At 66.4% G+C, this 25,796-nt stretch carries 27 protein-coding genes and 1 pseudogene; 15 read left to right on the top strand and 13 right to left on the bottom strand.

The window, feature by feature from the left end; all coding sequences use genetic code 11:
* Nucleotides 1-86: 86 nt before the first annotated feature.
* Nucleotides 87-563: a hypothetical protein gene (locus JVH1_RS34905; RefSeq protein ID WP_009473202.1), complete on the bottom strand. Its 477-nt coding sequence runs from the start codon at nucleotides 561-563 to the stop codon at nucleotides 87-89.
* 183 nt (nucleotides 564-746) lie between these two features.
* Between JVH1_RS34905 and JVH1_RS34900 the strand changes: the two genes are divergently transcribed.
* The 3 genes from JVH1_RS34900 (at nucleotide 747) to JVH1_RS34890 (ending at nucleotide 2,790) form a co-directional block, all read left to right on the top strand.
* Complete coding sequence (locus tag JVH1_RS34900; RefSeq protein ID WP_083849701.1) at nucleotides 747-1,013, top strand: YdeI/OmpD-associated family protein; 267 nt, start codon at nucleotides 747-749, stop codon at nucleotides 1,011-1,013.
* A gap of 197 nt (nucleotides 1,014-1,210) precedes the next feature.
* On the top strand, nucleotides 1,211-2,167 hold the full coding sequence (locus JVH1_RS34895) for an NADP-dependent oxidoreductase (RefSeq protein ID WP_009473203.1): 957 nt from the start codon (nucleotides 1,211-1,213) through the stop codon (nucleotides 2,165-2,167).
* Between the two features lie 179 nt (nucleotides 2,168-2,346).
* The gene (locus JVH1_RS34890; protein ID WP_009473204.1) at nucleotides 2,347-2,790 is read left to right on the top strand and encodes a DoxX family protein; all 444 of its coding nucleotides are present in this window, start codon (nucleotides 2,347-2,349) and stop codon (nucleotides 2,788-2,790) included.
* A 52-nt stretch (nucleotides 2,791-2,842) separates the two neighbouring features.
* On the opposite strand, the gene JVH1_RS34885 is transcribed toward JVH1_RS34890, so the two are convergent.
* Both JVH1_RS34885 and JVH1_RS34880 read right to left on the bottom strand, forming a co-directional pair.
* The gene (locus JVH1_RS34885; RefSeq protein WP_009473205.1) at nucleotides 2,843-4,135 is read right to left on the bottom strand and encodes a wax ester/triacylglycerol synthase domain-containing protein; all 1,293 of its coding nucleotides are present in this window, start codon (nucleotides 4,133-4,135) and stop codon (nucleotides 2,843-2,845) included.
* Between the two features lie 118 nt (nucleotides 4,136-4,253).
* Nucleotides 4,254-5,900 carry an alpha/beta fold hydrolase gene (locus tag JVH1_RS34880; RefSeq protein ID WP_009473206.1) on the bottom strand — a complete coding sequence of 549 codons (1,647 nt, stop codon included), beginning with the start codon at nucleotides 5,898-5,900 and terminating at the stop codon, nucleotides 4,254-4,256.
* 263 nt (nucleotides 5,901-6,163) lie between these two features.
* Between JVH1_RS34880 and JVH1_RS34875 the strand changes: the two genes are divergently transcribed.
* Nucleotides 6,164-6,535 (top strand): thioesterase family protein, encoded by a 372-nt coding sequence (locus tag JVH1_RS34875; protein ID WP_009473208.1) that lies wholly within the window; start codon nucleotides 6,164-6,166, stop codon nucleotides 6,533-6,535.
* A gap of 80 nt (nucleotides 6,536-6,615) precedes the next feature.
* Here JVH1_RS34875 and JVH1_RS34870 read toward each other — a convergent pair whose 3' ends face one another.
* Nucleotides 6,616-6,774, bottom strand: a complete 159-nt coding sequence (locus JVH1_RS34870; RefSeq protein WP_009473209.1) for a hypothetical protein — start codon at nucleotides 6,772-6,774, stop codon at nucleotides 6,616-6,618.
* A 535-nt stretch (nucleotides 6,775-7,309) separates the two neighbouring features.
* Here JVH1_RS34870 and JVH1_RS34865 point away from each other — a divergent pair.
* Nucleotides 7,310-8,653: an NAD-dependent succinate-semialdehyde dehydrogenase gene (locus JVH1_RS34865; RefSeq protein WP_009473210.1), complete on the top strand. Its 1,344-nt coding sequence runs from the start codon at nucleotides 7,310-7,312 to the stop codon at nucleotides 8,651-8,653.
* 124 nt (nucleotides 8,654-8,777) lie between these two features.
* Here the strand turns inward: JVH1_RS34865 and JVH1_RS34860 are convergent, their stop codons facing one another.
* The 3 genes from JVH1_RS34860 to JVH1_RS34850 form a co-directional block, all read right to left on the bottom strand.
* A complete protein-coding gene (locus tag JVH1_RS34860; RefSeq protein ID WP_005242781.1) occupies nucleotides 8,778-8,981 on the bottom strand; it encodes a cold-shock protein in 204 nt (67 codons plus the stop codon).
* A 156-nt stretch (nucleotides 8,982-9,137) separates the two neighbouring features.
* Nucleotides 9,138-9,545 carry an SAM-dependent methyltransferase gene (locus JVH1_RS34855; protein ID WP_043777806.1) on the bottom strand — a complete coding sequence of 136 codons (408 nt, stop codon included), beginning with the start codon at nucleotides 9,543-9,545 and terminating at the stop codon, nucleotides 9,138-9,140.
* Entirely contained in the window at nucleotides 9,542-9,823 is a 282-nt protein-coding gene (locus JVH1_RS34850; protein ID WP_237735092.1) for a methyltransferase, read from the bottom strand. Before JVH1_RS34850 ends, JVH1_RS34855 begins: the two co-directional genes overlap by 4 nt.
* A 329-nt stretch (nucleotides 9,824-10,152) precedes the next feature.
* On the opposite strand from JVH1_RS34850, the gene JVH1_RS34845 reads away from it, so the two are divergent.
* The gene (locus JVH1_RS34845) at nucleotides 10,153-11,184 is read left to right on the top strand and encodes an aldo/keto reductase (protein ID WP_041810984.1); all 1,032 of its coding nucleotides are present in this window, start codon (nucleotides 10,153-10,155) and stop codon (nucleotides 11,182-11,184) included.
* Between the two features lie 95 nt (nucleotides 11,185-11,279).
* Here JVH1_RS34845 and JVH1_RS34840 read toward each other — a convergent pair whose 3' ends face one another.
* Complete coding sequence (locus tag JVH1_RS34840) at nucleotides 11,280-12,344, bottom strand: LLM class flavin-dependent oxidoreductase (RefSeq protein WP_043777829.1); 1,065 nt, start codon at nucleotides 12,342-12,344, stop codon at nucleotides 11,280-11,282.
* A gap of 538 nt (nucleotides 12,345-12,882) precedes the next feature.
* Between JVH1_RS34840 and JVH1_RS34835 the strand changes: the two genes are divergently transcribed.
* On the top strand, nucleotides 12,883-13,392 hold the full coding sequence (locus JVH1_RS34835; protein ID WP_009473216.1) for a GNAT family N-acetyltransferase: 510 nt from the start codon (nucleotides 12,883-12,885) through the stop codon (nucleotides 13,390-13,392).
* A gap of 14 nt (nucleotides 13,393-13,406) precedes the next feature.
* Here JVH1_RS34835 and JVH1_RS34830 read toward each other — a convergent pair whose 3' ends face one another.
* Nucleotides 13,407-14,831, bottom strand: coding sequence for a PLP-dependent cysteine synthase family protein (locus tag JVH1_RS34830; RefSeq protein ID WP_009473217.1), 1,425 nt, complete (start codon nucleotides 14,829-14,831; stop codon nucleotides 13,407-13,409).
* A gap of 230 nt (nucleotides 14,832-15,061) precedes the next feature.
* On the opposite strand from JVH1_RS34830, the gene JVH1_RS34825 reads away from it, so the two are divergent.
* Complete coding sequence (locus JVH1_RS34825) at nucleotides 15,062-15,325, top strand: WhiB family transcriptional regulator (protein ID WP_272942749.1); 264 nt, start codon at nucleotides 15,062-15,064, stop codon at nucleotides 15,323-15,325.
* 180 nt (nucleotides 15,326-15,505) lie between these two features.
* On the opposite strand, the gene JVH1_RS34820 is transcribed toward JVH1_RS34825, so the two are convergent.
* Nucleotides 15,506-16,201, bottom strand: a complete 696-nt coding sequence (locus JVH1_RS34820) for a GntR family transcriptional regulator (protein ID WP_009473220.1) — start codon at nucleotides 16,199-16,201, stop codon at nucleotides 15,506-15,508.
* Nucleotides 16,202-16,394: 193 nt separating this feature from the next.
* Between JVH1_RS34820 and JVH1_RS34815 the strand changes: the two genes are divergently transcribed.
* From JVH1_RS34815 to JVH1_RS34805, 3 genes and pseudogenes are all read left to right on the top strand, one after another.
* The gene (locus tag JVH1_RS34815) at nucleotides 16,395-17,666 is read left to right on the top strand and encodes an amidohydrolase family protein (RefSeq protein WP_009473221.1); all 1,272 of its coding nucleotides are present in this window, start codon (nucleotides 16,395-16,397) and stop codon (nucleotides 17,664-17,666) included.
* Nucleotides 17,656-19,141, top strand: a pseudogene (locus JVH1_RS34810) (APC family permease). Before JVH1_RS34815 ends, JVH1_RS34810 begins: the two are co-directional and overlap by 11 nt.
* Nucleotides 19,138-20,346 carry an amidohydrolase family protein gene (locus tag JVH1_RS34805; RefSeq protein ID WP_009473224.1) on the top strand — a complete coding sequence of 403 codons (1,209 nt, stop codon included), beginning with the start codon at nucleotides 19,138-19,140 and terminating at the stop codon, nucleotides 20,344-20,346. The pseudogene JVH1_RS34810 and the gene JVH1_RS34805 overlap by 4 nt, the downstream one beginning before the upstream one ends.
* Nucleotides 20,347-20,370: 24 nt before the next feature.
* Here JVH1_RS34805 and JVH1_RS34800 read toward each other — a convergent pair whose 3' ends face one another.
* Both JVH1_RS34800 and JVH1_RS34795 read right to left on the bottom strand, forming a co-directional pair.
* Nucleotides 20,371-21,039, bottom strand: coding sequence for an anti-sigma factor domain-containing protein (locus tag JVH1_RS34800; protein WP_043777814.1), 669 nt, complete (start codon nucleotides 21,037-21,039; stop codon nucleotides 20,371-20,373).
* Nucleotides 21,026-21,583 carry a sigma-70 family RNA polymerase sigma factor gene (locus JVH1_RS34795; RefSeq protein ID WP_009473226.1) on the bottom strand — a complete coding sequence of 186 codons (558 nt, stop codon included), beginning with the start codon at nucleotides 21,581-21,583 and terminating at the stop codon, nucleotides 21,026-21,028. The genes JVH1_RS34800 and JVH1_RS34795 overlap by 14 nt, the downstream gene beginning before the upstream one ends.
* Nucleotides 21,584-21,791: 208 nt before the next feature.
* On the opposite strand from JVH1_RS34795, the gene JVH1_RS34790 reads away from it, so the two are divergent.
* The 3 genes from JVH1_RS34790 to JVH1_RS34780 are packed head-to-tail and all read left to right on the top strand — an operon-like array spanning nucleotide 21,792 to nucleotide 23,959.
* The gene (locus tag JVH1_RS34790; RefSeq protein WP_009473227.1) at nucleotides 21,792-22,250 is read left to right on the top strand and encodes a hypothetical protein; all 459 of its coding nucleotides are present in this window, start codon (nucleotides 21,792-21,794) and stop codon (nucleotides 22,248-22,250) included.
* The gene (locus JVH1_RS34785) at nucleotides 22,243-23,346 is read left to right on the top strand and encodes a catalase family peroxidase (protein ID WP_009473228.1); all 1,104 of its coding nucleotides are present in this window, start codon (nucleotides 22,243-22,245) and stop codon (nucleotides 23,344-23,346) included. Before JVH1_RS34790 ends, JVH1_RS34785 begins: the two co-directional genes overlap by 8 nt.
* Complete coding sequence (locus JVH1_RS34780; protein WP_009473229.1) at nucleotides 23,336-23,959, top strand: cytochrome b; 624 nt, start codon at nucleotides 23,336-23,338, stop codon at nucleotides 23,957-23,959. The genes JVH1_RS34785 and JVH1_RS34780 overlap by 11 nt, the downstream gene beginning before the upstream one ends.
* A gap of 274 nt (nucleotides 23,960-24,233) precedes the next feature.
* On the opposite strand, the gene JVH1_RS34775 is transcribed toward JVH1_RS34780, so the two are convergent.
* A complete protein-coding gene (locus tag JVH1_RS34775; RefSeq protein ID WP_043777819.1) occupies nucleotides 24,234-25,118 on the bottom strand; it encodes a class I SAM-dependent methyltransferase in 885 nt (294 codons plus the stop codon).
* Nucleotides 25,119-25,444: 326 nt separating this feature from the next.
* Between JVH1_RS34775 and JVH1_RS34770 the strand changes: the two genes are divergently transcribed.
* On the top strand, nucleotides 25,445-25,594 hold the full coding sequence (locus tag JVH1_RS34770) for a hypothetical protein (RefSeq protein ID WP_009473232.1): 150 nt from the start codon (nucleotides 25,445-25,447) through the stop codon (nucleotides 25,592-25,594).
* The last annotated feature ends 202 nt before the right edge of the window (nucleotides 25,595-25,796 follow it).

Genomic DNA, 25,796 nt, shown 5'->3' with positions numbered 1-25,796 from the left:
AACTACGGGCGCAGACGAGTTGATCCTCGACCTGACTGGTGGCAGAACACACGTCAGATGCTGAACGCGGCACTCGAATTCGGGAGCTAGTCTCGGCGGCGAGAGTCTGAGGAGGTGGCGGCTATCGGTTTACGGGCCATCCTTCCCCCGACTTCGGCGTGGATGGCTCTGCGAAGACTCACCATGGCCGATATCAAGCCCGATGCGACCACAACCTGCCCCAGCATCAGCGACGCCGGCAGTATCAACAACTCCCACCCCGTCGAACCATACGTCTGCGACCACACCACGATCACGATGGCCAGAATCCACGTCAAAGCCTGCCCCAGCGTCATCAACGCGCCTGCCCACGTCCGATCAGCGCGTCGGACGAGCCCGATCGTGCCCGCGACCGCCCCCACCAACGCCGCGATCAATCCGACCGGGGTCGGGAGCAGCACCATCAGACCGAGAAGCGGTCCAGGCTCGATTATCCCCGTGGTGACCAGTTGCGGCACTACGAACAGCCACACCGACACAGCGCACAGCACCGAGACGACCGATGCGCTCGTGGATACCTTCATCGCATCAACCTAGACCAGACGTCGGGTTCACCCGGCCGTCCACGATTGCAGATGAGACTCACCATCACGCGGTCTCGCTTGCGGCGACCGCGCGACAACAGAGCGGGCCCGCCCCTGAATCAACACCAAGACTCCGGTGGCTACGACCCGCCCTACCTCTGCGACAGTCGGTAGACTCCAAACATGGGCAAGCGCACGGTCCCGAGCGGCACGGTGCATAGAGTGCCGGCAGACCTACGGACGGCGTTGGCCGATGACGGGCCGGCGCTGAAAGCGTGGAATGACATCACACCACTGGCACGCAATGAGTGGATCTGCTGGGTCGAGGATGCCAAGCTCGACGAAACGAGAGCGCGTCGAATCAAGCGGACGCATACCGAACTGGCTGAAGGCAAGCGCCGCCCATGCTGCTGGCCTGGTTGTAGCCACCGGGAAAAGACCGGTAAGTAGAACCCTTCTACTCAGCCGCAGCCGACTTGTCCGATCCGGGACCTTCGGCCTCGCGCGGTCGTCTGCGCGACCTTGACTCCACGGCCCCTTGTTTCTGGAGACAACGAGGTCGCGCACATATTCGCCGCAGTGGACAATCGACATAGCTTCAGCGCGTGGAAGCTGGATGTAGTCGTATACGACTCGAGGAGCATCACATGAAAGCCGTTCGCATCCATGAGAATCGAGGTCCCGCGAACCCGGAGCTACTCGTGTTCGAGGATGCCCCCGACCCGCACGCCGCCACCGGTGACGTGATCGTCCGAGTGCACGCCGCATCCTTCGTGCCCGACGAGCTCGACTGGCCAGGAACCTGGACGGATCGGGCCGGCCGCGACCGCACGCCGTCCATCCCCGCACACGAGGTGGCCGGCGTTGTCACCGAAGTTGGCTACGGCACCACCGGTTTCGAGGTCGGTGACCGTGTCTTCGGGTTGACCGACTGGCACCGCGACGGTGCCGCCGCCGAATATGTCGCCGTCGAGGCACGCAACCTGGCTGCGATCCCCGACGCCGTAGGATTCCAGGCGTCCGCGGCGCTGCCCCTCGCAGGTCTGACCGCCTGGCAGGGACTGTTCCGACACGGCGGCCTGGAGTTCGGCGACGCCGCCGACCGCACCATCGTCGTACATGGTGGCGCGGGAGGGACTGGTTCCCTGGTTGTCCAGCTCGCGCACGCGGCCGGATCGCGGGTCGTCGCGACGGGACGGCGTGCAGCCGAGGAACGCGCCCGAGCCCACGGCGCAGACGAATTCCTTCCCCTCGACGGGGAACGCGACCTGGACCAGCTCGCACCGGTGGATCTGGTGTTCGACACCATCGGCGGCGATTTGCTCGCCCGATCGGCCGCGATCGTCAAGCCGGGCGGCGTGCTGGTCTCGATCAGTGCGCCGCCCCCGGTGACACCACGCGGCGGACGAGCAGTCTTCTTCATCGTCGAACCCGACCGATCAGAGCTCGTGAAACTCGCACAGCTCACCTCGCAGGGGTACCTGCGCCCGCACGTCGGCGCCGTCCACCCGCTCGCCGAGTCACGGGCAGCGTTCCTGTCCAAACGGAGGGGCGTGCCGGGCAAGGTGGTCCTCGACGTCCTGCCTGCGGGGTTGCCGACCTAGGAGGGCCCACGAACGGAGATCCCTCGAGCGCCGCGGTGAGTTTTCCCGTCACCTCTGGTCTGTACTGGTGTGAGTAGACACGAAGCGTGCGGGAGCAGTCGATTTGCCCGCGTGACGCCGTCGGGCAGGTGCCATCGGTCAGCGGTGTACCGCTTCATGAACAGCAAGGAGAAAGTCTCATGACATCGACACCACCCTCTACGGGAACCTCCAACGCGACACCGGCGCCGACGGGCGGAACCACGAAGAAGGCCAGAATCGCTGGACTGGTCGTCAGCGCCCTCGTGGTGCTGTTTCTCCTGTTCGACTCGCTCATCCACATCGCGAACACGCAAATGGTGCGCGAGGCGATGGCCGAGCTGGGTTTTGCCGAGAACCTCAACCGTGTCATCGGGGTCGTTCTGTTGGTGTGCCTGATTCTCTACATCGTGCCCGCCACGGCGATTCTGGGCGCGGTGCTGCTGACCGGATACCTGGGTGGAGCCGTCGCTACCAACATGCTCACCGAGCAGCCGATCGTCAGCACCACCCTGTTCCCGATTTACGTCGGAATCTTCGTGTGGGGCGGTCTGTACCTGCGGGAGGCGCGGGTGCGATCGATCATGCCTGTCCGACGCACGTGAACCACCACCCGACTGCTGGCCTCGAATGCCCTTGGCACCGAACGGATCGATGTTAGGTGATCGCGGCGTCACGCAATTCGGCGTACGAATCGTCCATCGCCACCGCCAGCCGGGCAACGTCGGGCAGCGCCTCGGGGTCTGTGCAGAGCCCGATACCGACGATCCCGGCGCAGGAGATCGCCGAGATCCGCAGCGCGTGGTGAGCTGCGGGCTCGGAGGAGGAGAAGAGCCGCTCGACCCGACGTCCGGAAACGCTGACCGGCACGGGCGGGCCGGGGACGTTCGAGATCGACAGGCAGAACTCGCGCGCGCTGCCGGCGAGTCGTTTTGCGGCTTCCTCGACGCGTTTCACGCGTCCGAGAGCGTGGAAGAGATCGAACAGCTCTTCGGCGTCGTCGAGGAGCTTGCGCTTGCTGGTCTCGGCGCTGATCCGGTCGAGTCGGGTGAGCGGATCCGCCTCAGCGAGCGGCAGATCGACATTCAGGAAGGAATCACGGTTTCCGAGTTCGCCCGCTCCCTCGTCCCGGTGGTGCAGGCTGACCGGAACTTGAGCACGAAGACGCGGCAGGGCCGCCTGGCCGGCGCCGAGCCAGCTTCGCAGGCCGCCGGCGACGATCGCGAGGAGTACGTCGTTGACGGTTGGTCGACCGGGGCGTGAGGCGCCGATTGCCTTCAGCTCCGCGAGTGGGGCGACGGTGAAGGCGAGCTCGCGGGCGGCACTGATCGGGCGGTCGAAAGGCGAATGTGAACCGCGATGGCCGAGTTCACGATGCACAACCGCAGGCATCCGCAGTGCCTCGTCGATTCGCGACCGTTGCGGCGAAGCGGCGCGAAGGCCCGGCCGCGTTCCTCTCAGGGGCGGTTCGATGTGCCGATCCCAGAGGACGTCGTCGAGGAAGCGAACCGCGCTGATCCCGTCGGCCATCGCGTGATGGATCCGGACCGCGATCGCCTCGCGCCCGTCGCCGAGTGGACCGATCAGATCGAACGTCCACAATGGACGCTCGTGGTCGAGGTGCTCGGACATAAGCTTACTGACGGCCCGCCACAGATCGTCGCGCGAGGCACACCCGGGCTCTTCCCGGCGCCGGACGTGGTCACTGATCTCGAACGCCGTCGCCTCGACCCAGCGCGGCTCCGGTCCTGAGGTATCGATCCGTTGCGTCGCTCGCCGCTGGCTCGAAAGCCGCTCCGCCACGGCAGTTCGCAGAGCCTCGACGTCGAGCGGGGAGGTGGCCGGCCCGAGAACGACGAGCTTGAGCGTGTGGCCGGTTATCACCGCCGATTCGAGCCCCAGGATATGTGCGTCGTCGGCGGACAGCCGATCGGGATCCTCGCGGCTCACCTCGGCAAGTCTATTCGGGTCGGCACCTTTTCGAACCAGGAACGTCGGTCCCGCAGCTCAGCACGGACCCAGAGTGCTGCTTGCCTACGTCACTTCGTCCGCGGCCCGGCCCCGGCCTTCACAGCGGTGCGGTGATCGGCGCCTCAGGGGTGTGGGTGACAGCGGTGCGCCCGGTCTCGAGGTACTCGGTGACGGTCTGGTCGACGACGACGTTGCCACCCTGGATCCCCGCACCGTGATCTCCTCCCTCGACGGTGACGAGGTGCGCCCCCATGTCGTGGGCGAGCTGAACTCCCCCCTGATAGGGGGTCTGCGGGTCGCGCATTCCCTGCAGGACGAGCGGGGCCGTCGCCAGTCCTCGATTGCTCAACGTGGGCAGCGCGACAACGGGCGGCGCACCGGTACATTCGGGCCCGGCGCTGTAGCTGTACCCGATGAGGTCGAAGAGATCTCCGGTGACCAAGGTGGAGAAGAGCCAACCCGGAATGCGGTCCGGCCGAGCAGCGACATTGTTCTCGTTGCACAGGACCAGTGACTGCATCATCTGGGCCTGGGCAATCCGCTCGTACTCTTGCTCCGTCAGGTCGTCCATCGTGGTGCCGTCGGGAATCGCATCTCGACCGTCCCGGATCACCCGCGCCATGAGCGGCCAGCTGTTGCGGGCGGGAAGCACCTGCCGCGTCATCACGTAGATGCTGGACGACATCTGGGCGTGCGACGGGTCGGCGAGACGACGGACGAAGGCCTCGAACTGAACGCGTGCCGGTCCGGTGAGATCGACCCCACCGCGATAAGCGTCCGCAGCGGCCTGCAGGCCGGGCGGTACGTCACCGATCTGGGCGGGTGGTGGCGCGAGGGTCGGGTTCCCGCCGGCTTCCTCGACGATCCGGTTCGACCACCGCTGATACACTTTCAGCGGAGTCTCACCGAGCCCGTACGTGTCGTCGTGGGCGGCGATCCAGTCCATCAGGTCGTAGAAGCGATCCTTGTAGCCGTCGTTCTGCTGCCACAACACGTCGTTCCACAGCCACTTCTGGTCGACCGCAGAATCGAGGACCATGCGACCGGTGTGCTGAGGGAAGAGAGTCGCATAGGTGGATCCGAGAATTGTGCCGTACGAGAGGCCGTAGATGTCGATGACGTCCTCGCCGAGTGCGAGCCTGACTTGCTCCCAGTCCTTCGCGGTGTTCTCGGTCGTCAGGTGCGCCGTGGTGCCCGGCGCAGCGGACTCACATGCGTTACGCGTCGCAGCACCGCCGAAGCCGAGGCTCATCGCCGTCGTCTGTTCAGGGGCCAGCACGCACTCGACCGCGCCGGCGTAGGGAAGACCGCGCGGTTGGACACCGATCACGTCCCACTGTGTGCGGACCGCGTCGGGCAGGATCTCGACGAACATGCTGTTCGAGCCGATCGCGTCTCCGCCGGGCCCACCGGGATTGGTGAACAGCACGCCGCGGCGCGAGCCGGGATCCTCGGCGCGGTGGCGGGTGACGAGCACGTCGATCGTGCCGGCGGCGGGGTCCGCGTAGTTGCGGGGAACGGTGACCGAGGCGCACTGATCGGATGCCGGGTCCAGCTCGTATTCGGCCGGGCAGGACCCCCAGCGAAGACCGTCACCCGGTGCCGGCTGTGCGGTGGCCAGCGGTACCGGCCCCAGGGCGAGTGTGGCGGTGAGGCCGCCGACGAGGGCGACAAATCGCGTACGCCGTGCAAACCGCGCCCCCGCGCGTTGCCTCGAGTCCAAGTGCCCATCGATCCCCGGCATACTGTCGCGATCCCCCTCGTAGTCCCGTGTCGTGACGATCGTGGCGCCTGGGCCGCTGCGCAGCCAGCCCGCTCGCTCTCGCCTCAGCAGCCAGTGTCTCAGACGCACCACCGCGACGACCGGTATCGGAGATGTCGCCACGGAATGTCCGGGTGCACACGTCTTTGCGGTGCTGCGTCATCGTGCACCACCGGCGGGACCGTGAAAGCCGGAACCGGAAGCGCCGACCAAGGGTTCGGCCGCGCCTGGCGTGCTGTATCGGTGTGCGCTACGAGGTAGTTGAGTCCGATACCGCGACCGCACTGGGCAGCGGTGACGTTCCTGTGCTGTCGACCCCACGGCTGATTGCGTGGATGGAGGCGGCCACCGTCACCTGCGCTGCATCGTTCATCGGTGCGGGCCAGACGACAGTCGGGACCGCTGTCCGAATCGAGCACCGCGGCCCGACACCGGTCGGTGCAACCGTCGAGATCGCGGCCGAGCCACAAGCCGCCGCTGTCGGCCACCGCCTCACCTTCACCGTGCGGGCTACCGATAGCTCGGGGAAGGTGGTCGCGTCGGGCGAGATCGACCGGGCGATCGTCGACCGAGACCGGTTTCTCGCGGCGGCGTCACCCGCAAAGCCTGACCGCTGACCGCGCTTGTCGCGCACTCACCACTGACTGCCACGCCACGACCGGCCCGATCCCCCAGCCCTGACGGCGGGCACGGTTACTCACTCGTCGCTGAAGAGTAACCGGTGGATCTCGGCGGATGTTTGCGTGGGGGAATCGCCGGTGCGCGGCGCGTCGGAGACGGGCTCCGGGGTGCTGTGGGTCAGCGTTCGCTGCGCAGAGAAGAGTGGGAGTTCGGATTTGTCGTGATCGATGGTCATTCTGTTCCTTGATTCAGGTGTATGTGGGCGCGGCCGGCTGGGGTGATGGCGACCGCGTAGATCATTGTCGAAATGTGTCGCGTCCGCATGATGTCGTGGGCGGCTCATTCGGCTCGCCATCAGGCGTGGTGCACACCCTGGGAGATGGTCGCGCGGTGCGGATCTGCGCGGCGCCTGGGCGTGCGGGCCTGTAGCGCTTGGCATCAAAATGGACGCTCCTTGCATCGGCCGCAAATCGGCCGGCATTCTCTCGAATCGGGAACGCGTGAGCCGACTCGCTCGATGCGACAACCATTCCGATGCACCAAGCCTATACCCCCATACCATCCGCCTGCTCAACAGTGAACGATCTCACTGCGTGCCGCCCCGAATAAGCGACCTGCTGAGGCGGCGCCGCCCCCACCTCGTGTCTCGAGCGCACGGCCTGTTGCCGGCCGCTCGAGGTGAAGATCGGGCGATCTACTCGTGTGGACCACCCCGGGCGCCCATCGCAAGCGATACTGAAATGCCCCACCCTTTCCGAGGAGACGTGAACATGAGCCTGTACGCAGTTGTGGACCCCGCCACCGGAAAGACGGTGCGCGAATATCCGACCGCGACCGACGAGCAGATGCAGGCGGCGTTGTCCGCGGCGGAGAAGGCGCACCGCGAGTGGTCGCGCGGCTCGACGGTGGTTGAGCGCGCCGAACTGCTCCGGAAGGTCGCCGAGTTGCACACCGAACGCCGCGACGAACTGGCCAAGATCATCCAGCGGGAGATGGGCAAGCCGCTGGACCAGTCGTTGGGGGAAGTCGACTTCAGCGCCGCGATCTACCAGTACTACGCCGACAACGCCGAGAAGTTCCTGGCTGACGAGCCGATCGACCTGGTCGAGGGCGAGGGTACCGCGCTGATCCGCCGCAACTCGATCGGTGTGCTGATCGGCATCATGCCGTGGAACTACCCCTACTACCAGGTCGCCCGGTTCGCGGGTCCGAATCTGGCACTGGGCAACTCCATTGTGCTCAAACATGCACCGCAATGCCCGGAATCGGCGGCGGCACTGCACCAGATCTTCACCGACGCCGGATATCCGGAGGGCGCCTACGTCAACGTCTACGCCACCAACGAGCAGATCGCCGACGCGATCGCCGACCCGCGGGTCCAGGGCGTGTCATTGACCGGGTCCGAGCGTGCGGGCGCAGCGGTCGCCGAGATCGCCGGCCGCAACCTCAAGAAGGTGGTGCTGGAACTCGGGGGTTCCGATCCGTTCATCGTGCTCAGTTCCGATGACCTCGACGCCACCGTAAAAGCGGCAATAGAAGGTCGTTTCGAGAACACCGGGCAGGCGTGCAACGCCGCGAAGCGATTCATCATCGCCGAGGACCTCTACGACGACTTCGTCGGCAGATTCACCGCGGAGGTGCTCGCCACCGCAGACGGACTCGCGCCGCTGTCGTCGGTCGCCGCCGCCGACCGGCTGTCCGAGCAGGTGCAGCAGGCGATCGCCGAGGGCGCCACGCTGGTGTCGGAGGGTGAACGCCAGGGTGCCTTCTTCCCACCCGCCGTGCTGACGAACGTGTCGCGGGATTCACGAACCTACCGGGAGGAACTGTTCGGGCCGGTTGCGACGATCTACAAGGTGCGTTCCGAGGATGAGGCCGTCGAGCTGGCGAACGACACTCCGTTCGGTCTCGGCTCGTATGTCTTCACCACGGACCCCGATCAGGCCTACCGCGTCGCCGACTCACTGGAGGCCGGCATGGTGTTCGTCAATGCCGTTGGCGCCGAAGGAGTCGAGCTGCCGTTCGGCGGCGTGAAGCGCTCCGGTTTCGGTCGCGAACTCGGCAAATACGGGATCGACGAATTCGTGAACAAGAAACTCATCCGCGTCAGCTGACCCGACGATTCCAATATCTCAGCGCCCTCGGCGTGCAGTTCGATACCGGCGCCCTCACCCGATACCCATCCGGCGACAGAAGTGGGGACCGCACCCACCGGATGCGGTCCCCACGTTGCGCTGGTCAGACAGAGCGCACGTTCGTGGCCTGCGGGCCCTTCTGGCCCTGGCCGACCTCGAACTCCACACGCTGGTTCTCGTCGAGCGACTTGAAACCGCTGCCCGAGATTTCCGAGTAGTGCACAAATACGTCCGGAGTTCCGTCGTCGGGTGCGATGAAACCGAAGCCCTTCTCACCGTTGAACCACTTCACAATGCCCTGCGCCATGCCGATACTCCCTAAATCTCGATCCGGACCCTCACATCGAGGTTCCGATCTCGATGACCTGATCCTGCCATCCTCGATGTAGTCGCGAAGAACCGGTCGCCTTCGGGTCGACGTTTTTGCACACACCGAGCGCGGTCAGCGGACCATCACCCAGCGCTAGTGTCCCGTCAGCCCGGACCTTTGCGTCCCACGAGGTGAAAGACGCGGCTGAGTTGACGGTAGGAGTCTCATCGGCTCCACGCCGCGGATCCGCACAAGTTCGCGGAGTTCCTCCACCGTGTCGGCTCGAGTCGGCACTCCCAGCACCCCGATCTCCCCCCTGGTGTCAAACGATGCCAGGGCGTCGTCCCACTGTTGTTCCAAGGCCGGGCGCACTGCCATCGCCTTCGCGTTGCCCGTCGTGATCGATACGACGCCACCGGCGGCAGTGCACCGGCACAGCTGGTCGACGAGCGGCTCCGGCTGCTCCAGGTACCCGAGCACGCCGTGACACAGCACGGCGGCGAACCGTTGACCATTCACCGCCTCGTCGGCGTTCTCGCCGTCGGCTTCCACGAGCGTCACCCGTCGCTGGGCCTCACCAGGCAGTCGCTGGAGTCGCTGTCGAGCTTGTCCAGCATCACCGACGACGGGTCGGGCACCGTCACGTCGTAACCGGCTCGGGCCAGCGGAAACGATTGATTGCCCGCGCCGCCGCCGACGTCGAGCACTGTCGCTGGGGGCGCCGGCAAATGCTCCAACAGCTGCTGGTGCAGCACATAGATGCGCACGCGTCCCTTCACCGAGGCATACGCCTCATCGGCAATTTGGTCGGCCACACCGGCCCAGGTGTCATCGCCCACAGCCCCAAGATAGTGATTCGAACTTCTCGACGATGGGCGGGACCTCGGGCCGTTGTCCACATTATCGATCGGATCGATTCGAGATCGGGTCAAACGATCCGCACTCTGCCCCGCTTCTGCTGTGTCTCGTCGCGCATGTGGTGCCGGCTCGACAGTCTTTTCAGAGAATCTGCACGATCTCAACGATTCACTTTCCATCGCCGTCCGGTGACAGTGTTTGTATGGAGCAGACTCGATGTTGCGCCGTCTCTCCGGCACCGGGCGACACCGCGCGCCAGTCTGTGACCGACCCGCGACAACAACCGAACAGAACGGAAGAGACGACACCGATGACCGACAGCCCCCTCGATCTCACCTACGCCGCGGCCGAAGACCGCTACGAGAAGGTCCCGTACCACCGAACCGGAAACTCCGGACTCGATCTGCCCGCCTTCTCGTTCGGCCTGTGGCAGAAGTTCGGTAGCGACTACGCATTTGCGACTCAGCGGGAGATCATCCTCCACGCGTTCGACCTGGGCATTACCCACTTCGACAACGCCGACCGCTACGGCCCACCGCATCGCGCAGCCCAGAAGAACTTCGGCGCCGTGCTCGCCAAGGACCTCGCTCCTTATCGGGACGAACTCATCCTGTCGACCAAGGCAGGCAACCCGATCGGTCCGAGCCCGTATCTCAAAGGCGGCTCGCGCAAGTCGATCCTGACCTCGCTCGACCACAGTCTGCGCGACCTCGGCACCGACTACGTCGACATCTTCTACCACCACAGCCCCGACCTCAGCACGCCACTGGAGGAATCCGTCGGGGCTCTGGTCAGCGCGGTGGAGCAGGGCAAGGCGCTCTACGTCGGCATTTCCAACTACCTACCCGATCGCACACACGAAGCCGCCGAACTGCTACGCCAGGCCGGCGTTCCGCTGCTCATCCACCAGGCGCGTTACTCGATCTACGACCGTCGTCCCGAACAGAACGGCTTGCTGGACACCGCCCGGCAGGACGGATTCGGGCTGATCGTGTATTCACCCCTGGCGCAGGGTCTGCTGACGGACAAGTACCTGGAGACGATTCCCGAGCGCGCACGAGCACAGAACAGCGCGTTCTTGACGCCGGATGTGATCGACGAGACCTACCGGCAGCGCACGGCCGAGCTCAACAAGATTGCCGAGGCTCGTGGCCAGTCACTCGCACAGCTGGCACTGCAGTGGGTGCTGCGGCGGCAGGAGGTCACCTCGGCGCTGATCGGAGCGAGTTCGACCGAGCAGCTCGACCACAACATCGCGGCCCTGAACTTCCCGCCGCTCACCGACGAAGAACTCGCGCTCATCGAGGAGCACGGGGTGCACGGAACCGGACTCAGGCTCTGACAACCACTCACCCGCTCGCGCCGACAGCGCGGGCGGGTGACTGTCACTGTTTGCGCAAAGCTGTTGCGGGGAAGCGCAAGTAGGGCTCCCCCGGCTCATTCGCGCAGTAACGGCAGCAGTTGGTTGCCCTGGCGCTCGATCTCCGGCAGATACGGGGTGTCGGAGAGCACGAAGTGGGTGATGCCGAGATCCTGGTACTTGCGCAGCGACTTCGCGACGTCCTCCGGGGAGCCGACGAGCCAGGTGGTGCCGGCGCCGCCGCCACCGACCTTCCCGGGTGCGGTGTACAGGTTGTCGTCGAGTACGTCGCCACGGGTTGCCAGGTCGAGGAGTCGCTGCTGTCCCACGGCGGTCTGGCGATGCGGGTTCTGTGGAGGCGCACCCTCATTCTTCGCCATCTCCGCGACCTTCGCCTCTGCCTCGGCCCAGGCCTGCTCGGTCGTGTCCCGGACGAAGGTGGTGATCCGCAGGCCGAACTCGAGCGGCGCATGCTCGCGGCCGAGTTCCTGACTCAGTGAGCGCAACCGCTCGATCCGCTCCTGCACACCCGCGAGCGGCTCACCCCAGAACAGCTGAACGTCGGCCTCGGTCGCCGCAACACGCTCGGCGGCTTCGGACGCGCCACCGAAGTAGAGCTTCGGGTGCGGTCGATCTTCGCGCGGCAAGATCCGGGGCAGCACCGTGGAATCGGTGACCTGGAAGTGCTCACCCCGGTAGGTGACGTTCTCCTCGGTCCACAGCTTGCGGACGAGCTGGAGGAACTCCTTCGTGCGGGCATAACGGTGCGCCTGGTCGCTCTCGTGTTCACCGTACGCTCCGAGGTTGTCCTTCCCGGACACGATGTTGATCCGAACCCGGCCACCGGTCAGATGATCGAGAGTAGCGACTGCGGAAGCGAAGTGAGCCGGTCGCCAGTAGCCGGGCCGGATCGCGATGAGCGGCTCGAACGTCGCCGTCCTGGCCGCAAGGGCGGCGGCGACGGTGAGGGTGTCCGGCCGACCCCAACCGGTGCCGATCAAGGCCCCCTTCCAGCCGTGTTCCTCGAGGGCCTTCGCCTGCGTCGTGAGGGTATCCAGGCTGTTGTGGTCAACCGTGACGGCGTCGCCGCGGTGTCCCGGGGTGACCTGATTCGGTATGTACCAGAGGAATTCGAGACTCATGGTATGTGATTCCTGTTCGATGGCGGTGATCAGCGGGCGATCTCGGTTGGCTGAGACCGGCGAATCCTGCTGTCCCACCGATTCGGCGGAGAGTATGTCCGGACCGACCGTGTGCGCCGCTGTCATCGTGTTCTTTCCCTACTTTCCCAGAGAGATGCCTCAACGCCCGACCGGATCACGTGACCAGCATCCAGACCTCGCGAGACTAACCTCGATTGCGCCCGTTGGACGTCCACGCCTTGTGTCCTCCACGACGGGAAACAGGACCTGACGTGCGATAGTCCGTCACAACTGGAGATAGATTCCTCCAGATCGAAAAGATCCAGCGCACCTTGTAATTCAGCGATCACTTTTCCGGGGCCACTCCCGAGCGCTGGGACTGCGGTTGCGAGCAGAAGGCGGACCTCATCCCGATACAGCAGGGGCAGTGAGCAGAAATAGGGACACTCATTGGCGTCACCATGATTTCAACCCTCGCAGCCAGAGTGAAAATGGTGGAGCATCGACCACATCGCGGTTTCATCGACGGAGAATGTACATGCCTTCTGAACTAGCACTCTCGACACATCACGTACGTGAGGTGTCGTGGTTCGATCCCGATGCGGAGGCATTGCGAGCGGCCATGGCCGACGAAGTGGGGCCGCGATACTCCGACCGAGTATCGACTGCAGACCGCGCCGCCACCAATGCGGTTGACCCGACGTCCGTTTTCCTCACAGTGGTCGTGTACACCGCCGCGGGGGCTACCGACAATCGAGAATCGGTCGGTCACGCCGCGCTCAGGTGGAACGGCGACGACCTGGAGTTGAAACGGATGTTCGTCACAGTGGAACATCGCGGAACCGGAGTGTCCACAGCGTTGTTGAGCGCGGTCGAGGATGCCGCCAGGAAGGCGGGGCGCCCACGCCTGATTCTCCAGACAGGCGACCGGCAACCCGATGCGGTCAGGTTGTACGAGAAGAGTGGCTACTTCCGGATTCCGATCTTCTCCCCATACGAGATCTTGCCCTTCTCGAATTGCTTCGAGAAGGTGTTCGATCAAGGGTGACGGATCACCGCACTTCACGCGACGGGCGAGGTGCGGACGACGTCGGCGTCGGCGTCGGCGTCGACCAACACTACGGCCCGCCCGTTCTCGGACACGACGACCGGCCCCCGGTGCCCCCCGATTCGTCGCACCGCCACCGACAACTCTTCGGTGACTCCCACGACGGGCAACGGCTGATCGACGTGCACGCCGATCAGGTCGTCGTCCGGAGCGTGTGACAGCGCCGCGGCACTGATGGACCCCAGAATCTCCGCGACCACGACCGGACCGGTGACCGGCCGCGCCAGCACGACGGGTAGGGCCGGGGCGTCCGCGAGCACGCCACGTGCCTCGGCGACGGTCGCGGTGGACGGCACGGCCCGGGGTGCGATTCCCCGGCCGCCCAGTGCGTCACCGACAACGGGTCCGGTCGCTGCGTGGTAGAGCGGGAAGCCCAGCCGTCCCAGCCACTCGTTGTCGAAGTACTTCGACAGGTAGGCCCGGCCCGAGTCCGGGACGATCACGACCACGACGTCGTCTGGACCGAGGGTCCGCGCGACCCTCAGGGCGGCGGCGACCGCGGTACCGGCGGAACCGCCGACGAGGAGGCCTTCCTCCCGGGCGAGACGGTGCAGCACCGTGAGCGCCTCGATGTCCGGGATCCGCTCGAGTCGATCGACGACGTCCGGGTGATAGGAATCCGGCCACTCGTCCTGCACGGTCTGCGGGTGCAGGAAATGCCCCACGGATTCGATGTACCAGGCCCGTCCGTCTCCCCCGCCGTACACGGAGGTCTCGGGATCCGCACCGATGATCTGCACGGCCCCGCCGGAGATCTTCGTCAGGAACTCCCCCGTCCCCGTGATGGTCCCACCGGTTCCGACACCGGCAACGAAATGACTGACTCGGCCCTGGGTCTGACGCCAGATCTCCGGTCCGGTCGTGGTGCGGTGCGCGTCGGGATTGGCCGGGTTGTCGTACTGGCCGGCGAGCCAGCCGCCGGGAATCTCCGCCGCGAGTCGAGTGGCCACGTTGCGTACGAACTCGGGATGATGGCTGGGCCGGCCGCCCGGTGTCACATGCACCTGCGCCCCGTGCGCCCGCAGCAACGCGATCTTCTCGACGCTCGTCTTGTCGGGGACCACGACCACGGAACGGTATCCCCGAGCGGCGGCGACCAACGTCAGCCCGACCCCGGTATTGCCCGACGTGCCCTCCACGACGGTGCCTCCGGGCAGGAGTTCCCCGGATTCCTCGGCCGCGTGGATCATGGCCAGGGCGGCGCGATCCTTCACACTTCCGCCGGGGTTGAGGAACTCGAGCTTGGCATACACCGTCGCGGAGATGCTTCCGGTTACCCGGTTCCACCGGACGAGGGGTGTGTTGCCGATGGCGTCGGTGATCGAGTCGTAGACTCCGAGGCTCGCAGCGTCGACTGTAGGGGGATCGAGGATGGTCATGCGTCTGCCGTTCGAGGCCGCCCGGGTGTCACTCGGTCAGCATCGCAAGAGCAGTCGTCGAACAACAGGATTCGGGTCACGCCGATCAGATCTTCAGTGGCTCACCACGAACGGCGCAGCGACTTCACCCCGGAAATCCTGGAGATTCGAATTCTTCTCGTGTGTTGCCGAATGGGCTGTAATTCGGGGCGACCGAGAGCGAAGGGGGTAGTCGAAAGATGTCGACACCGGTGACGACACTGCAACCTCACGACACCGAGTTGTGGCAGTGGCGATTGTCTGCGCGTTGCCATGAAGCGGACGCGGAGATCTTCTTCCCGGCTGACGCCGAACGCAGGAACGCTCGCTCCGAGCGGGAAGATCTCGCCAAGGAGTTCTGCCGCGGCTGCGCGGTGGTGGAGGAATGCCTCGAGTATGCCCTCCACACCGGCCAACAGCACGGCGTCTGGGGTGCGACGACACCGGGCGAACGGCTGGCACGACTCGGCCGGTGAACGAATGCCCGCGCCGGCATTCTGACACGAGCGGCTCGGCCCGAGCGTCCTCAGCGGAGGAGAAGCTCGAATTATATTCGCGGCGAGTAGATTTGGTGTCCTTGATCGGATAGCCAGGTGCGTTGGGGTCGTCGCAGTCGTGGGAGAGACCGTGGTTGCCCGCTTGCTACGCACCGACCCTCAGGTCGTCTCGGTTTCGGCGGCCAGGGAGCGGAGGGCCTCGACCCGGGTGCCCACGACGTGTCGCCGGGCCAGTTCTTCCGCTCCGTCCGCGTCTCGAGCTCGGAGCGCCTGGTAGAGCTGCTCGTGCTCGCCGCACATGGTGTCGCCGTCGTCGCGGGTCGAGGTGAGGCGGAACAGCCGTCGCAGTCGCGCGTCGAGTGGCGCCATCAGATCTTGCAGCAGGGGGTTGTGGGATGCCTCGACGATCGTCCGGTGGAAGTCCGCGTTGAGCGCGACGACCTGGCGGGTCTTTCCGGTCTCCGCGGCGGCGCGGGAACGGGCCACGATGGCACGCAGGGCATCGAGTTCGTCGGCGGTGGCGTGCAGCGCTGCCAGCCGCGCCGCCAGCCCCTCGAGGCTCTCACGCACATCGAACAGGTGCTCGGCCGCGGCCGCGTCGAATTTCGCGACCACGGCGCCGCGTCGTGGTGCCACCGTCACGAATCCCTCGGATTCCAATCGCTGCAGCGCCTCGCGCAGTGGGATCCGTGACAGGCCGAACTCCTCGGAGAGTTCCCGCTCGACCAGCCGGAACCCGGCCGGATATCGGCCTTCGATGATGCGTTCGCGCAATTCGATGTAGGCGCGATCTCGCAGTGACTGATGGGTGCCCCCGATCGAGGCGGAGCGCTGCGCGGTGCGGCGGGTGGTCATTGCGCGACTCCAGGTTCGAGGGATGGGCCTGCTCGGTCGCAGACTCTCCCTCGCATCATTGCAGGCTTCGGTGATCTCTTCCGCACCCGGGTCATTTGGTATACCGTAGACCAAACTTCGTCCCGGACATTCGAAACAAACCAACTCTGACCTGCACATTGATACCCCTATGCCTACACCCGGAGACACACTGATGCATCACTCGATCGGCACCGTGCACGATCCCACCGCGCCCGACACCGCGACACCCACGGCGTTGGAAGACGTCACTCTTCCCTGCGGCCGACGCGCCGACGTCGTACTCCACGGCGATCGGATCGAATCCGTCGACGATCACCGGCCCGGCCACCACCGGCCCGGCGCCTATCGCCTCGGCGGCGCCCTACTACTCCCCGCGCTCGTCGACGGACACTGTCATCTGGACAAAACCCTGCTCGGCTCCCCGTGGCAGCCTCACCGAACCTCACCGACGCTGCGCGAACAGATCGCCACCGAGCGACTATCGCGCCGCAACACGCAGGCGCCGGCCACCGAACGCGCCGCAGCCCTCGCCCGGCGCATGGTGTCGCTCGGAACCGGGCACGTGCGCTCCCACGTCGACATCGACCCGGACGTGCAACTCACAGGACTGCACGCACTCCTCGCGGTGCGAGAACAGTTCCGCACGCGACTCGGTATCCAACTCGTCGCCTTTCCCCAGAGCGGGGTCGTCACCGCCCCGGGAGTGGCCGACCTCCTCGATGCCGCACTCGCCGACGGCGCCGACGTCATCGGAGGACTCGACCCCGCCGGATTCGACGGCGATGTCGACGGTCAGCTGAACGTCGTCTTCGGGCTCGCGGAGCGGCACGGCGCCGGTGTGGACATCCACCTCCACGACGGCGGTGAGGCAGGCGCCCACCAGCTACGCGAAATTGCCACGCGAACAAAAGCATTGGGTCTGGGCGGGAAGGTCACCGTCAGCCACGCCTATGCGCTCGGGCAACTCGACGACCACGACCTGGACCGGGTGGCCGAGGCGCTCGCCCGAGCCGGAGTCGCGATCATGACCAACGGCCCGAGCCGGTCGATGCCTCCGGTGCTCCGTCTGCGTGAACACGGAGTCCGGGTCTTCGCCGGATCCGACAACATCCGTGACACCTGGTGGCCGTACGGGACCGCCGACATGCTCGAACGCGCAACCATCATCGGCCTGCAGGGCGAGCTGATGACCGACGACGACCTCCGGTACGCCGCCGCCCTCGCCACCGACGAGGCGGCAGCCGCACTCGGCCTGACCGATTACGGGCTGGCTCCCGGCAAACGCGCCGATGTGGTGGCCGTCGCCGCGGGCAGTGTCCCCGAAGCCGTTGCCTCCCATCCCGAACGACTTCTCGTCCTCCACGGGGGCCGGATCGTCGGCCCGACGCCACTCACCACCATCCGCATTCAGCCACCGACCTTCGAGGATTCCCGTGATCACTGACCGAAACGTCTCCCAAGCCGAGGCCCCCGCGCAGAAGACCACCGACGGCCGGCTCGCCGCCGGTCGAATCGGTACGTTCGACCTCGTTTTCTTCGTTGTCGCCGCCGCTGCCCCGCTGACCGTGCTGGCGGGAGTCGCGCCCTTTGCGATCGGGATCGGAGGAGCCGGTGCCCCACTCGCCTACCTGATCGCGGGTGCGCTGCTCACGCTGTTCGCGGCCGGCTTCACCGCGATGAGTCTCTATGTGCGCAACGCCGGCGCCTTCTACGCCTACGTCGCGCGGGGCCTCGGCCGCAGCCTCGGCGTCGGAATCGCATACATCGCCGTCATGTCTTACAACCTCATCACACCGGGGGTCGCCGCCGCCTTCGGCTACTTCGCGGCCGGGACTATCCGCAGTGCGACGGGCGCCGACATCCCGTGGTGGGTGTTGTCGGGCGTCTGTGTTGCCGCCGTCGGTGTGCTCGGCTGGTTGAAGGTCACACTCAGCGCCAAGGTTCTCGGTGTCGCCCTGATCCTGGAGGTGGCGTCGCTGCTCGTCATGAATGCGGGGATCCTCGGCGAACGCGGGTTGGCCGCACTCGATGTGAAGTCCTTCGATCCGGGCACGCTCGCGACCGGAGGGGTGGCCGGGATGTTCGTTCTGGTGATCGGCGCATTCACCGGTTTCGAGGCGACGGCGATCTACGCGGAAGAGGCACGATCCGAAGCGGACGGTCCCGCGCGCCACCTACATTGCCGTCGGGTTCCTCGCACTGTTCTACGCTGGTGGGGTGTGGCTGATCATGGGCGCCTTCGGCACCGACACCGCGGTCGCGATGGCCGGTTCGGCGGCGGGGCCCGATCTCACCTTCGAGGCGGGTGAACTGTTCGTCGGTGCGTGGCTGGCCGACACCATGCACGCTCTCATCATCGTCAGCGCGTTCGCCGCGGCTCTGGCCTTCCACAATGCCGCCGCCCGTTACCTCTTCGCCCTCGGCCGGGAAGGGCTCCTGCCGCGGTTCCTGGGAAGGGTGTCTGCGCGCCACGGCTCACCGAGTGGCGCCGTGATCGCGCAGACCGCGTTCAGCGCGGTGATCGTCCTTGCCGGCGCTGCGTCCGCGGTGGATCCGTACTCGGTGGTGTTCTTGTGGACCAACAGCATCGGCGTCCTCGGCATCATGGCGATGCAGGCATTCGCCGCACTCGCGGTGTACGCCTTCTTCCGCCGCGACCGGCGGGGTCTGTCGGCGGCAAGAGTGGTGTGGGCGCCGCTGATCTCCTGTGCCGGACTCACAGTTCTCACCATGCTCGCGAACGTGCACTTCGACCTGCTGACGGGACGCTCCGGGTTCGTCAACGTCCTCCTGCTCGCACCGTTGCCGATTGTCGCGGCGGCGGGCCTGTACGTCGCCCTGCGCATCCGCCGCAGCGATCCGGCACGCTACGCATCACTCACCAGCGTCGACGTGGAACGGGACCGAGAAACACGATGACCGTCGAAGACACCACCGTCACCGTCTTCCGCGACGTCCGCCCCTTCGGCGGCGCGGCGAGAGACCTGATCGCCGTGAACGGCATACTGGCACAGAGTATTCCCGACGGAGCCGCCGTCGACTACGTCGACGGCCTCGGGAAGACCGCCGTGCCGACCCTGGTCGACGCCCACATCCATCCGGACAAAACCGCGTGGGGCGAGCCGTGGTACAGCAGGCGGACCGCGCACGCGATCGAGGAACTCGTTGCCGGCGACGTCGAACTCCACCGCGCCCAACCACCCGTCGCGGACCGAGCCCTCCAGCTGATGTCGCACGCCGCCACCCTCGGGACACGAGCGATGCGGGCGCACGTGGACGTGGCGCCCGCGTACGGGCTCGCCGGGGTGGAAGCGGTGGCCACCGCCCGGGATGCCCTGCGCCACGCGATGGACGTCCAGATCGTCGCGTTCCCACAGCACGGTGTCGACCGGACCCCGGGCGCCGCGGGACTGCTCGAGGTGGCCGCCGAGAGCGGGCTGATCGACGTGATCGGTGGCATCGACCCCGCCGGTTTCGACCACACCCCCGGCGGAACGGGACGAGACCCCCGCCAACTCGACATCGTCTTCCGGATCGCCGAAAGACACGGATTGCCGATCGACATCCACCTCCACGACACCGGCGAGACGGGTGCCGCGACACTCACCGACATCGCCCAGCGCACCAGAGCGGCCGGCTTGCAGGGCCGGGTCACGGTCAGCCACGCCTTCTCCGTAGCTGAATTGTCTTGCCACTCACTGGAGTCGACGGCGGACCTGCTGGCGGAGGCGGACATCGCACTGACGACGGCAGCGCTGTCCGCGACAACGGTATTGCCCTTCCGCCACCTGTCGCAGCGCGGTGTCCGAGTCGGGCTCGGGTCGGACGGCGTTCGCGACAACTGGAGCCCATTCGGTAACGCGGACATGCTGCACCGCGCGTGGCTGCTCGGCTGGGCACTCGACGCACGCCTCGACGCGGACCTCGAGGCGTGTTACACGCTCGCCGCCGACGGCGGTGCTGCCGTCATGGGGCTACCGCGGGCCGACCTGCAACCGGGTTCGCCTGCCGACTTCATGTTGCTGGACGGAGAATGCGTGCCGCAGATCGTCGTCGACGTCCCCCGTCGAGACACGGTGGTGCGGGCAGGCCGGGTCGTGGCTCGCGACGGCCTGCTCCTCTAAATCGTCCACGAGGGTTGGCGCCGGTCAGGACCGCAGGGGCGCTTGCAGCAGGGTCCGGTCGTCGCCCGGGGCGCTCACTCCGAGCATCGTCGCATCCGACATCGGCAGCCCCACCGCCAACTGCATCGACATCGTCTTGTCGCCGCCGGCGATGAAACTGCCGGCATTCATGCGACTTCCGTCGGAGCGTTGGAGCCAGACGTTATAGGTGCGGCCCTGCGGGAGTCCGGCGACGTCGAGGCTGATTCCGGTTCCCCACGCCCTGTTCTCCACCCGCGCGGAGGCATCCACACCTGCGGCGAGGACCGTGAAGGCCACCGGCTGCCCGGGCGGGGCCGTCGGGGTGCCCCCGCGCAGGAAGAACCCGCCGGCCACCAGGCCGACGGCGATCACGACGGCCGCGGCGGCGACCGCGATCCGGTGGTACCGCTTCCGCCCGCGTTCGCGGTCGACCGCCCCGAAGATCGCGTCGGGCAGCGTCGACGACGGCCGGGGTGCAGGTTGGGTGATCCGGTCCGGGTCCGCCGCCGACAGAGCAGCCGCCACCGGCGTCAGCAGACGCAACTCGGTGCGGCACCCCGGGCAGCCATCCAGGTGGGCGCGAAGCGTGATCGTCTCGCTGTCGTCGAGGCGACCGAGCGCGTACATCCCCAGCATGGTGCGCATCTGCTGGCAGCGGTCAGTAATCACCATGCCACCCCATTTCTTCGAGTACGAGTCGGAGAGCCTTCAGCGCGTAGTACACACGACTGCGGACGGTGCCCACGGGAATGCCGAGCTGTGCGGCGACCTCGGCGGCGGGCCGGTCGCGCAGGTGAATCTCGACCAGGACCGCGCGGTGCTGATCGGACAGCCGCCGCAACGCCTCCTCCATCTCGAGCCCCACCAGCAGTTGTTCGAGGGGTCGTTCGGGCGCGGGAAGCTCGGGCGGTGCCGCGTCGGCCAGCTCGGGTCGGGCGGCACGAGCCCGGATCGCGTCGATCACCACGTTGCGGCAGATCGCATACAGCCAGGTCCGGAGCGTAGCGCGCTGCGGGTCGTACCGGTCCGCGCGCCGCCACGCCCGCAGGAACGTCTCCTGCACCGCCTCCTCCGCGCGGCCCCGGTCTCCGAGGGACCGGTAGGCGAGGACGAACAGTTCCCTCCCGTGTTCGTCGTAGGCGGCCCGCAACACCGTCTCGTCATCCAAGCCGCCCTCGGACTGGTCCCCGCGTGTGCGCACGATACGAAGCCGCACCACTCACCTCCCGAAACACCGGATACGGCGTCGGCCCGCCCGACACCCACCGAGGAGTACGGGCATCGGCGGCGCGGCGTTCATCTCGAATTCTGCCACTCGGATGCGCGGAGGTGACTGCGGCCGCTGAACGTGTATCGCCGACCATCCGTACTCCCCAGCGCCGAACGATCCGGCACACGGAACGAACGAATGGAGACCCACGACGATGCTGAAGAAGTCGATTCTTGCGGCGGCCGGCGCCGGCGCCACGATCGCGCTGATGTCGGCGTGCGGCGCCGCCACCGACGACGCCCAGCGCCCGATGCCGCCGTCAGCCTCCGCGGCCGGACAGGTGGAACTCGGCACCTGGGACACCGCCCTCGGTACAGTGCTCACCGACGAAGACGGTTTCACGCTCTACCGATTCGACGAGGACACCCCGGGCACCATCCGGTGCACCGGCCCCTGCGCCGAGATCTGGCCGCCCTCGCTCGGAGCACCCCAGCCCGACGCCACCCTCTCCGCCCGCGCGGGTGCCACGATGCGGCCGGACGGGGCCGAGCAGATCACCTACGACGGCCACCCGCTGTACCGGTTCGCGAAAGACACCGCCCCCGGGCAGACGAGCGGCGACGGCGTCAAGGGAACCTGGCACGTGGTGACGGTCGACTCCGCCCATGGATGACGCCACCCCACCCCCGGTCAGGGCGCCGCGCCCCGCGGTCAGTCGGCGCAGTGCGCTGCTCGGCCTGGCCGCGGTGGGCGCCATTGCGGCAGTGGACGTCGGCGGGTTCCTCTGCGCGGCGGGGACACTGGACGCCGACGCGCTGACGCCGGCACGGCTGACCGACCGGTTCGAGGAGGTCGCCGGGCATCACGACGGATTCCGGCGCAATCACGCCAAAGGAGTCGGCGCGACCGGATATTTCACCGCCACCGGCGCCGGGTCCATAGTCTCCACCGCCAGCGTTTTCCGGGCCGGACGCATCCCGGTGACCGGCCGGTTCTCACTCTCGGGTCAGAATCCGTCCACTCCGGATGCCGACGACACGGTCCGGGGGCTTGGGTTGGCGTTCGACCTCCCCGATGGCGAGCAGTGGCGCACCGCGATGATCAACACCCCGGTGTTCCCCGACCGGACACCCGACGGCTTCTACGAGCGGTTGCTCGCCTCGAAAACGGACCCGGCCACCGGCAAACCCGATCCGGATCGCATGGCGGCGTTTCTGTCCCGCCATCCCGAGACCGCGGCGGCGATGAACTTCATCCGACAGCATCCACCGACCTCCGGGTTCGACAACAGCACCTTCTACGGTCTCAACGCCTTCCATTGCACCAACGACGCCGGAGTCATGGTTCCGGTTCGGTGGACACTGGTCCCCGAGCAACCGGCCCGCTCCCCCGGCCTGCCGCCGCTGGGGCGCGACCATCTCTTTGACGCACTCACCGCGGCAGTCTCGCGTGCGACGTTGCGGTGGCGGATGCTGCTCACCATCGGCCAGCCGGGCGATCGGACCGACGACGCCACCCGGCCGTGGCCGCCGACCCGGCAGGTCCTCGACGTCGGCACAGTGACCATCGAGGCGGTCCGGACCGAAGCGCCGCACAACGCGCGGGACCTCAACTTCGATCCGCTCATCCTCCCCACCGGTATCGCACCCTCGGACGATCCCCTGCTCAGCGCCCGCTCCGCGGTCTACACCGAATCGTTCACCCGCCGGTCCGGGGAGCCCGAACCGCCGGCCCCCGTCGACGTGGATGGGGTGCGCGATGACCGCTGACCCGACCGACCGCCCACTCCGGTTCGCGCCGACCGTCCGGTTGCTGCACTGGGCGATGGCGGTCATGGTGATTGCACAACTGCTCGTCGGCGCCGTCATGGTGACGACACTCGACCACTACCATTTGCTGCGCGCGGTGCACGTCCCGTTGGGCGCCGCGATCCTCGTCCTGGTGATCGTCCGCATCGGCAACCGGCTGGTGTTCCGCACGCCCGCACCACCCGCCACCATGGGACAGGTCGAGCGCCGGGTCGCAACCGCGTCGGAGTACCTGCTCTACGGGCTGCTCGTGATCCAGCCACTCACCGGGTGGGCCATGCTCTCGGCCGGTGGCAACCCGATCACCCTGTACCAGCATCTGCACCTGCCCACCCTGCTTGCACCCGATCCCACCGTCTACGCGGTACTGAGGCGGGCTCACACCGCATTCGCCTACCTGCTGTTCTTCACCTTCACCGCACACATGACCGCCGTCCTCTTCCATGTACTGGTCCTGAAGGACAGGCTCCTCGACCGGATGGCCCCGTGGCGCACTCGCCGAAATCCCTCCCCTACCGCTTCCCGACAGACACCGGCGCGGATCGTCGATGACGTTGCTGCAGAGCAGGATTGAGAATAGTGATGCTCACAGCACCGATGCCGAGACCGGCGTGCGACTCGTGCCAACCGCGTGATAAAGCACCAGTTCGACCAGGTCGGTGAGCGGGAAAATGCCCCAGACAGGGGTTCGGCCGGGAATGCTCTCACATTCTCGGCCGGATCTCTGCTTCTCGATTGTTTCACCGTTGCCGATTACTCTCTCGATCCGCAACTTCCAATGTACGCGCGGATGGCGGCCCACCGCAATGGCACGTTTTTCCGTTTATCGCCGCGAGCTGGACCTTGGGTTACTTGACCGCCGTCAGGTACGTCGACCGCTCCGATAGATCGACAAGTTCGTCGGGGAGATCCGCGACCGGCCGGCCGTAGGCAGCCGCCAGCTCGAGCGAAGTGGACCACCGCACCGACCAGCCGTGCCCGGTCAACCACTGCACCGGATCGGCCCGCTCGTCACCGTAGAACAGTTCGGAGATGTCGAGGTCGCCGAACGGATTCTCGGCGAAATACTTCGCCCTGATGGCGTCGAGGCGTTGCATATCGGTTCCCGCCGCGAAGTTGTCCACGGCAACGTGGCTACCGGGGCCGGAAAGCTCGTCGATCCGCTCGAACAGCGCGTCGTGCGCCGCGCCCGGGAGATAAGCCAGCAGCCCCTCCACCGACCACGCGGTCGGCTTACCGGGGTCGAAGCCTGCGGCTTCGAGGGCGGCAGGCCAGTCGTCTCGAAGATCGACGGCCACCGGGCGACGATCAGCCTTCGCCGTGGCCACATGATCGGCGAGGACCTCCGCTTTGAATTCCAGCACCTTCGGTTGGTCGACCTCGAAGACCGTCGTGCCGGTCGGCCAGTCCAAGCGATACGTCCGTGCGTCCAACCCGGCCGCGAGGATCACCGCCTGCGAAACCCCCGCACTCGTGGCTGACGAGAAGAACTCATCGAAGAATCTGGTCCGAGCACCCATGAAGCCCGAGAACGGCATGTCCCCGAGTAACGACGGGTCGGCCAACAGCCCGGTGAAATGCGGTTCACCCGCCGCTTCGACGAACCACCGCGCGTAGTCGTCCTGAATCAGCGCGTCGGGGCGCACTGTCTCCAACGCCCGAAATGTCGCCACTCCCAACGCGGTCAGGCCCACGCTACTGACGATGTCCCAACTGTCTCCATCGGTTCGCATCGCTGAAATACCTTCCCGATCTCGTCGCAATTCGGAGCCGACGACCGAGCAGCGCAGACCGGCGACGAGGCCGGAGAAGTTCGGTAAGGCCTCACCGAAATCCGGGCCCAGCGTGATCGACCGAACCCGCGCAATTCTACGCTCGGGCCATCGCAATCAGCCGGACCTCGCACCCGCTCGGTCACATTCCCACTCACCGCCGAGGTGACCAGGCCGAGTGGCACGGGACCGAACATGTGGTGTACAACATAGTCGGCCACGATGTGAACCAGATCACAACCGTGACCGTGAGGCACACATATCGGTAACCGACGAAAGCAGGACACATGGCGACAACCTCGATTGCCCCGACGACTCCCACCGGACGGCAGACGCCCCGGCGCAGCGGCACCATGAGCACCGCGGAGATCAAGTCGAGGATCGAGGCCATGTTCGCCGACGACCGCAGGCCCACCCGCCCCGCGGTCACGAACTGACGAAGCTCGCCGCCGCGGACGAGGACTCTCTAGCGGATCAGTTGAATCGCTCGATGGAAATTGACGATTGGCGTGTTCGAGACCGTCAGTTCCGATGGTTCACCTGGAGATTTCGACAATTTCAGGAATGGGGCCTCGTCTTCGCTCGAACACAGATGGAAGAGGCTCCCGCACGTCGTCCGTAGTGTTCGGAATCATGGTC

Origin of the sequence: Rhodococcus sp. JVH1 (genome assembly GCF_000280725.2) — a bacterium.
GTDB classification, from domain to species: domain Bacteria; phylum Actinomycetota; class Actinomycetes; order Mycobacteriales; family Mycobacteriaceae; genus Rhodococcus_F; species Rhodococcus_F jostii_A.
Note: the sequence above shows the minus strand (reverse complement) of the source record. Positions and strands in the feature narration are given on the sequence as shown.

Coding starts and splice junctions, on each gene's coding strand:
- JVH1_RS34785 (WP_009473228.1), top strand. CDS start 22,243: ATGGATGACGCCACCCCACCCCCGGTCAGGGCGCCGCGCCCCGCGGTC.
- JVH1_RS34790 (WP_009473227.1), top strand. CDS start 21,792: ATGCTGAAGAAGTCGATTCTTGCGGCGGCCGGCGCCGGCGCCACGATC.
- JVH1_RS34840 (WP_043777829.1), bottom strand. CDS start 12,344: ATGAGTCTCGAATTCCTCTGGTACATACCGAATCAGGTCACCCCGGGA.
- JVH1_RS34860 (WP_005242781.1), bottom strand. CDS start 8,981: ATGGCGCAGGGCATTGTGAAGTGGTTCAACGGTGAGAAGGGCTTCGGT.
- JVH1_RS34870 (WP_009473209.1), bottom strand. CDS start 6,774: ATGACCATCGATCACGACAAATCCGAACTCCCACTCTTCTCTGCGCAG.
- JVH1_RS34805 (WP_009473224.1), top strand. CDS start 19,138: ATGACCGTCGAAGACACCACCGTCACCGTCTTCCGCGACGTCCGCCCC.
- JVH1_RS34780 (WP_009473229.1), top strand. CDS start 23,336: ATGACCGCTGACCCGACCGACCGCCCACTCCGGTTCGCGCCGACCGTC.
- JVH1_RS34775 (WP_043777819.1), bottom strand. CDS start 25,118: ATGCGAACCGATGGAGACAGTTGGGACATCGTCAGTAGCGTGGGCCTG.
- JVH1_RS34820 (WP_009473220.1), bottom strand. CDS start 16,201: ATGACCACCCGCCGCACCGCGCAGCGCTCCGCCTCGATCGGGGGCACC.
- JVH1_RS34835 (WP_009473216.1), top strand. CDS start 12,883: ATGCCTTCTGAACTAGCACTCTCGACACATCACGTACGTGAGGTGTCG.
- JVH1_RS34865 (WP_009473210.1), top strand. CDS start 7,310: ATGAGCCTGTACGCAGTTGTGGACCCCGCCACCGGAAAGACGGTGCGC.
- JVH1_RS34890 (WP_009473204.1), top strand. CDS start 2,347: ATGACATCGACACCACCCTCTACGGGAACCTCCAACGCGACACCGGCG.
- JVH1_RS34830 (WP_009473217.1), bottom strand. CDS start 14,831: ATGACCATCCTCGATCCCCCTACAGTCGACGCTGCGAGCCTCGGAGTC.
- JVH1_RS34900 (WP_083849701.1), top strand. CDS start 747: ATGGGCAAGCGCACGGTCCCGAGCGGCACGGTGCATAGAGTGCCGGCA.
- JVH1_RS34880 (WP_009473206.1), bottom strand. CDS start 5,900: ATGCCGGGGATCGATGGGCACTTGGACTCGAGGCAACGCGCGGGGGCG.
- JVH1_RS34895 (WP_009473203.1), top strand. CDS start 1,211: ATGAAAGCCGTTCGCATCCATGAGAATCGAGGTCCCGCGAACCCGGAG.
- JVH1_RS34770 (WP_009473232.1), top strand. CDS start 25,445: ATGGCGACAACCTCGATTGCCCCGACGACTCCCACCGGACGGCAGACG.
- JVH1_RS34845 (WP_041810984.1), top strand. CDS start 10,153: ATGACCGACAGCCCCCTCGATCTCACCTACGCCGCGGCCGAAGACCGC.
- JVH1_RS34815 (WP_009473221.1), top strand. CDS start 16,395: ATGCATCACTCGATCGGCACCGTGCACGATCCCACCGCGCCCGACACC.
- JVH1_RS34905 (WP_009473202.1), bottom strand. CDS start 563: ATGAAGGTATCCACGAGCGCATCGGTCGTCTCGGTGCTGTGCGCTGTG.
- JVH1_RS34800 (WP_043777814.1), bottom strand. CDS start 21,039: ATGGTGATTACTGACCGCTGCCAGCAGATGCGCACCATGCTGGGGATG.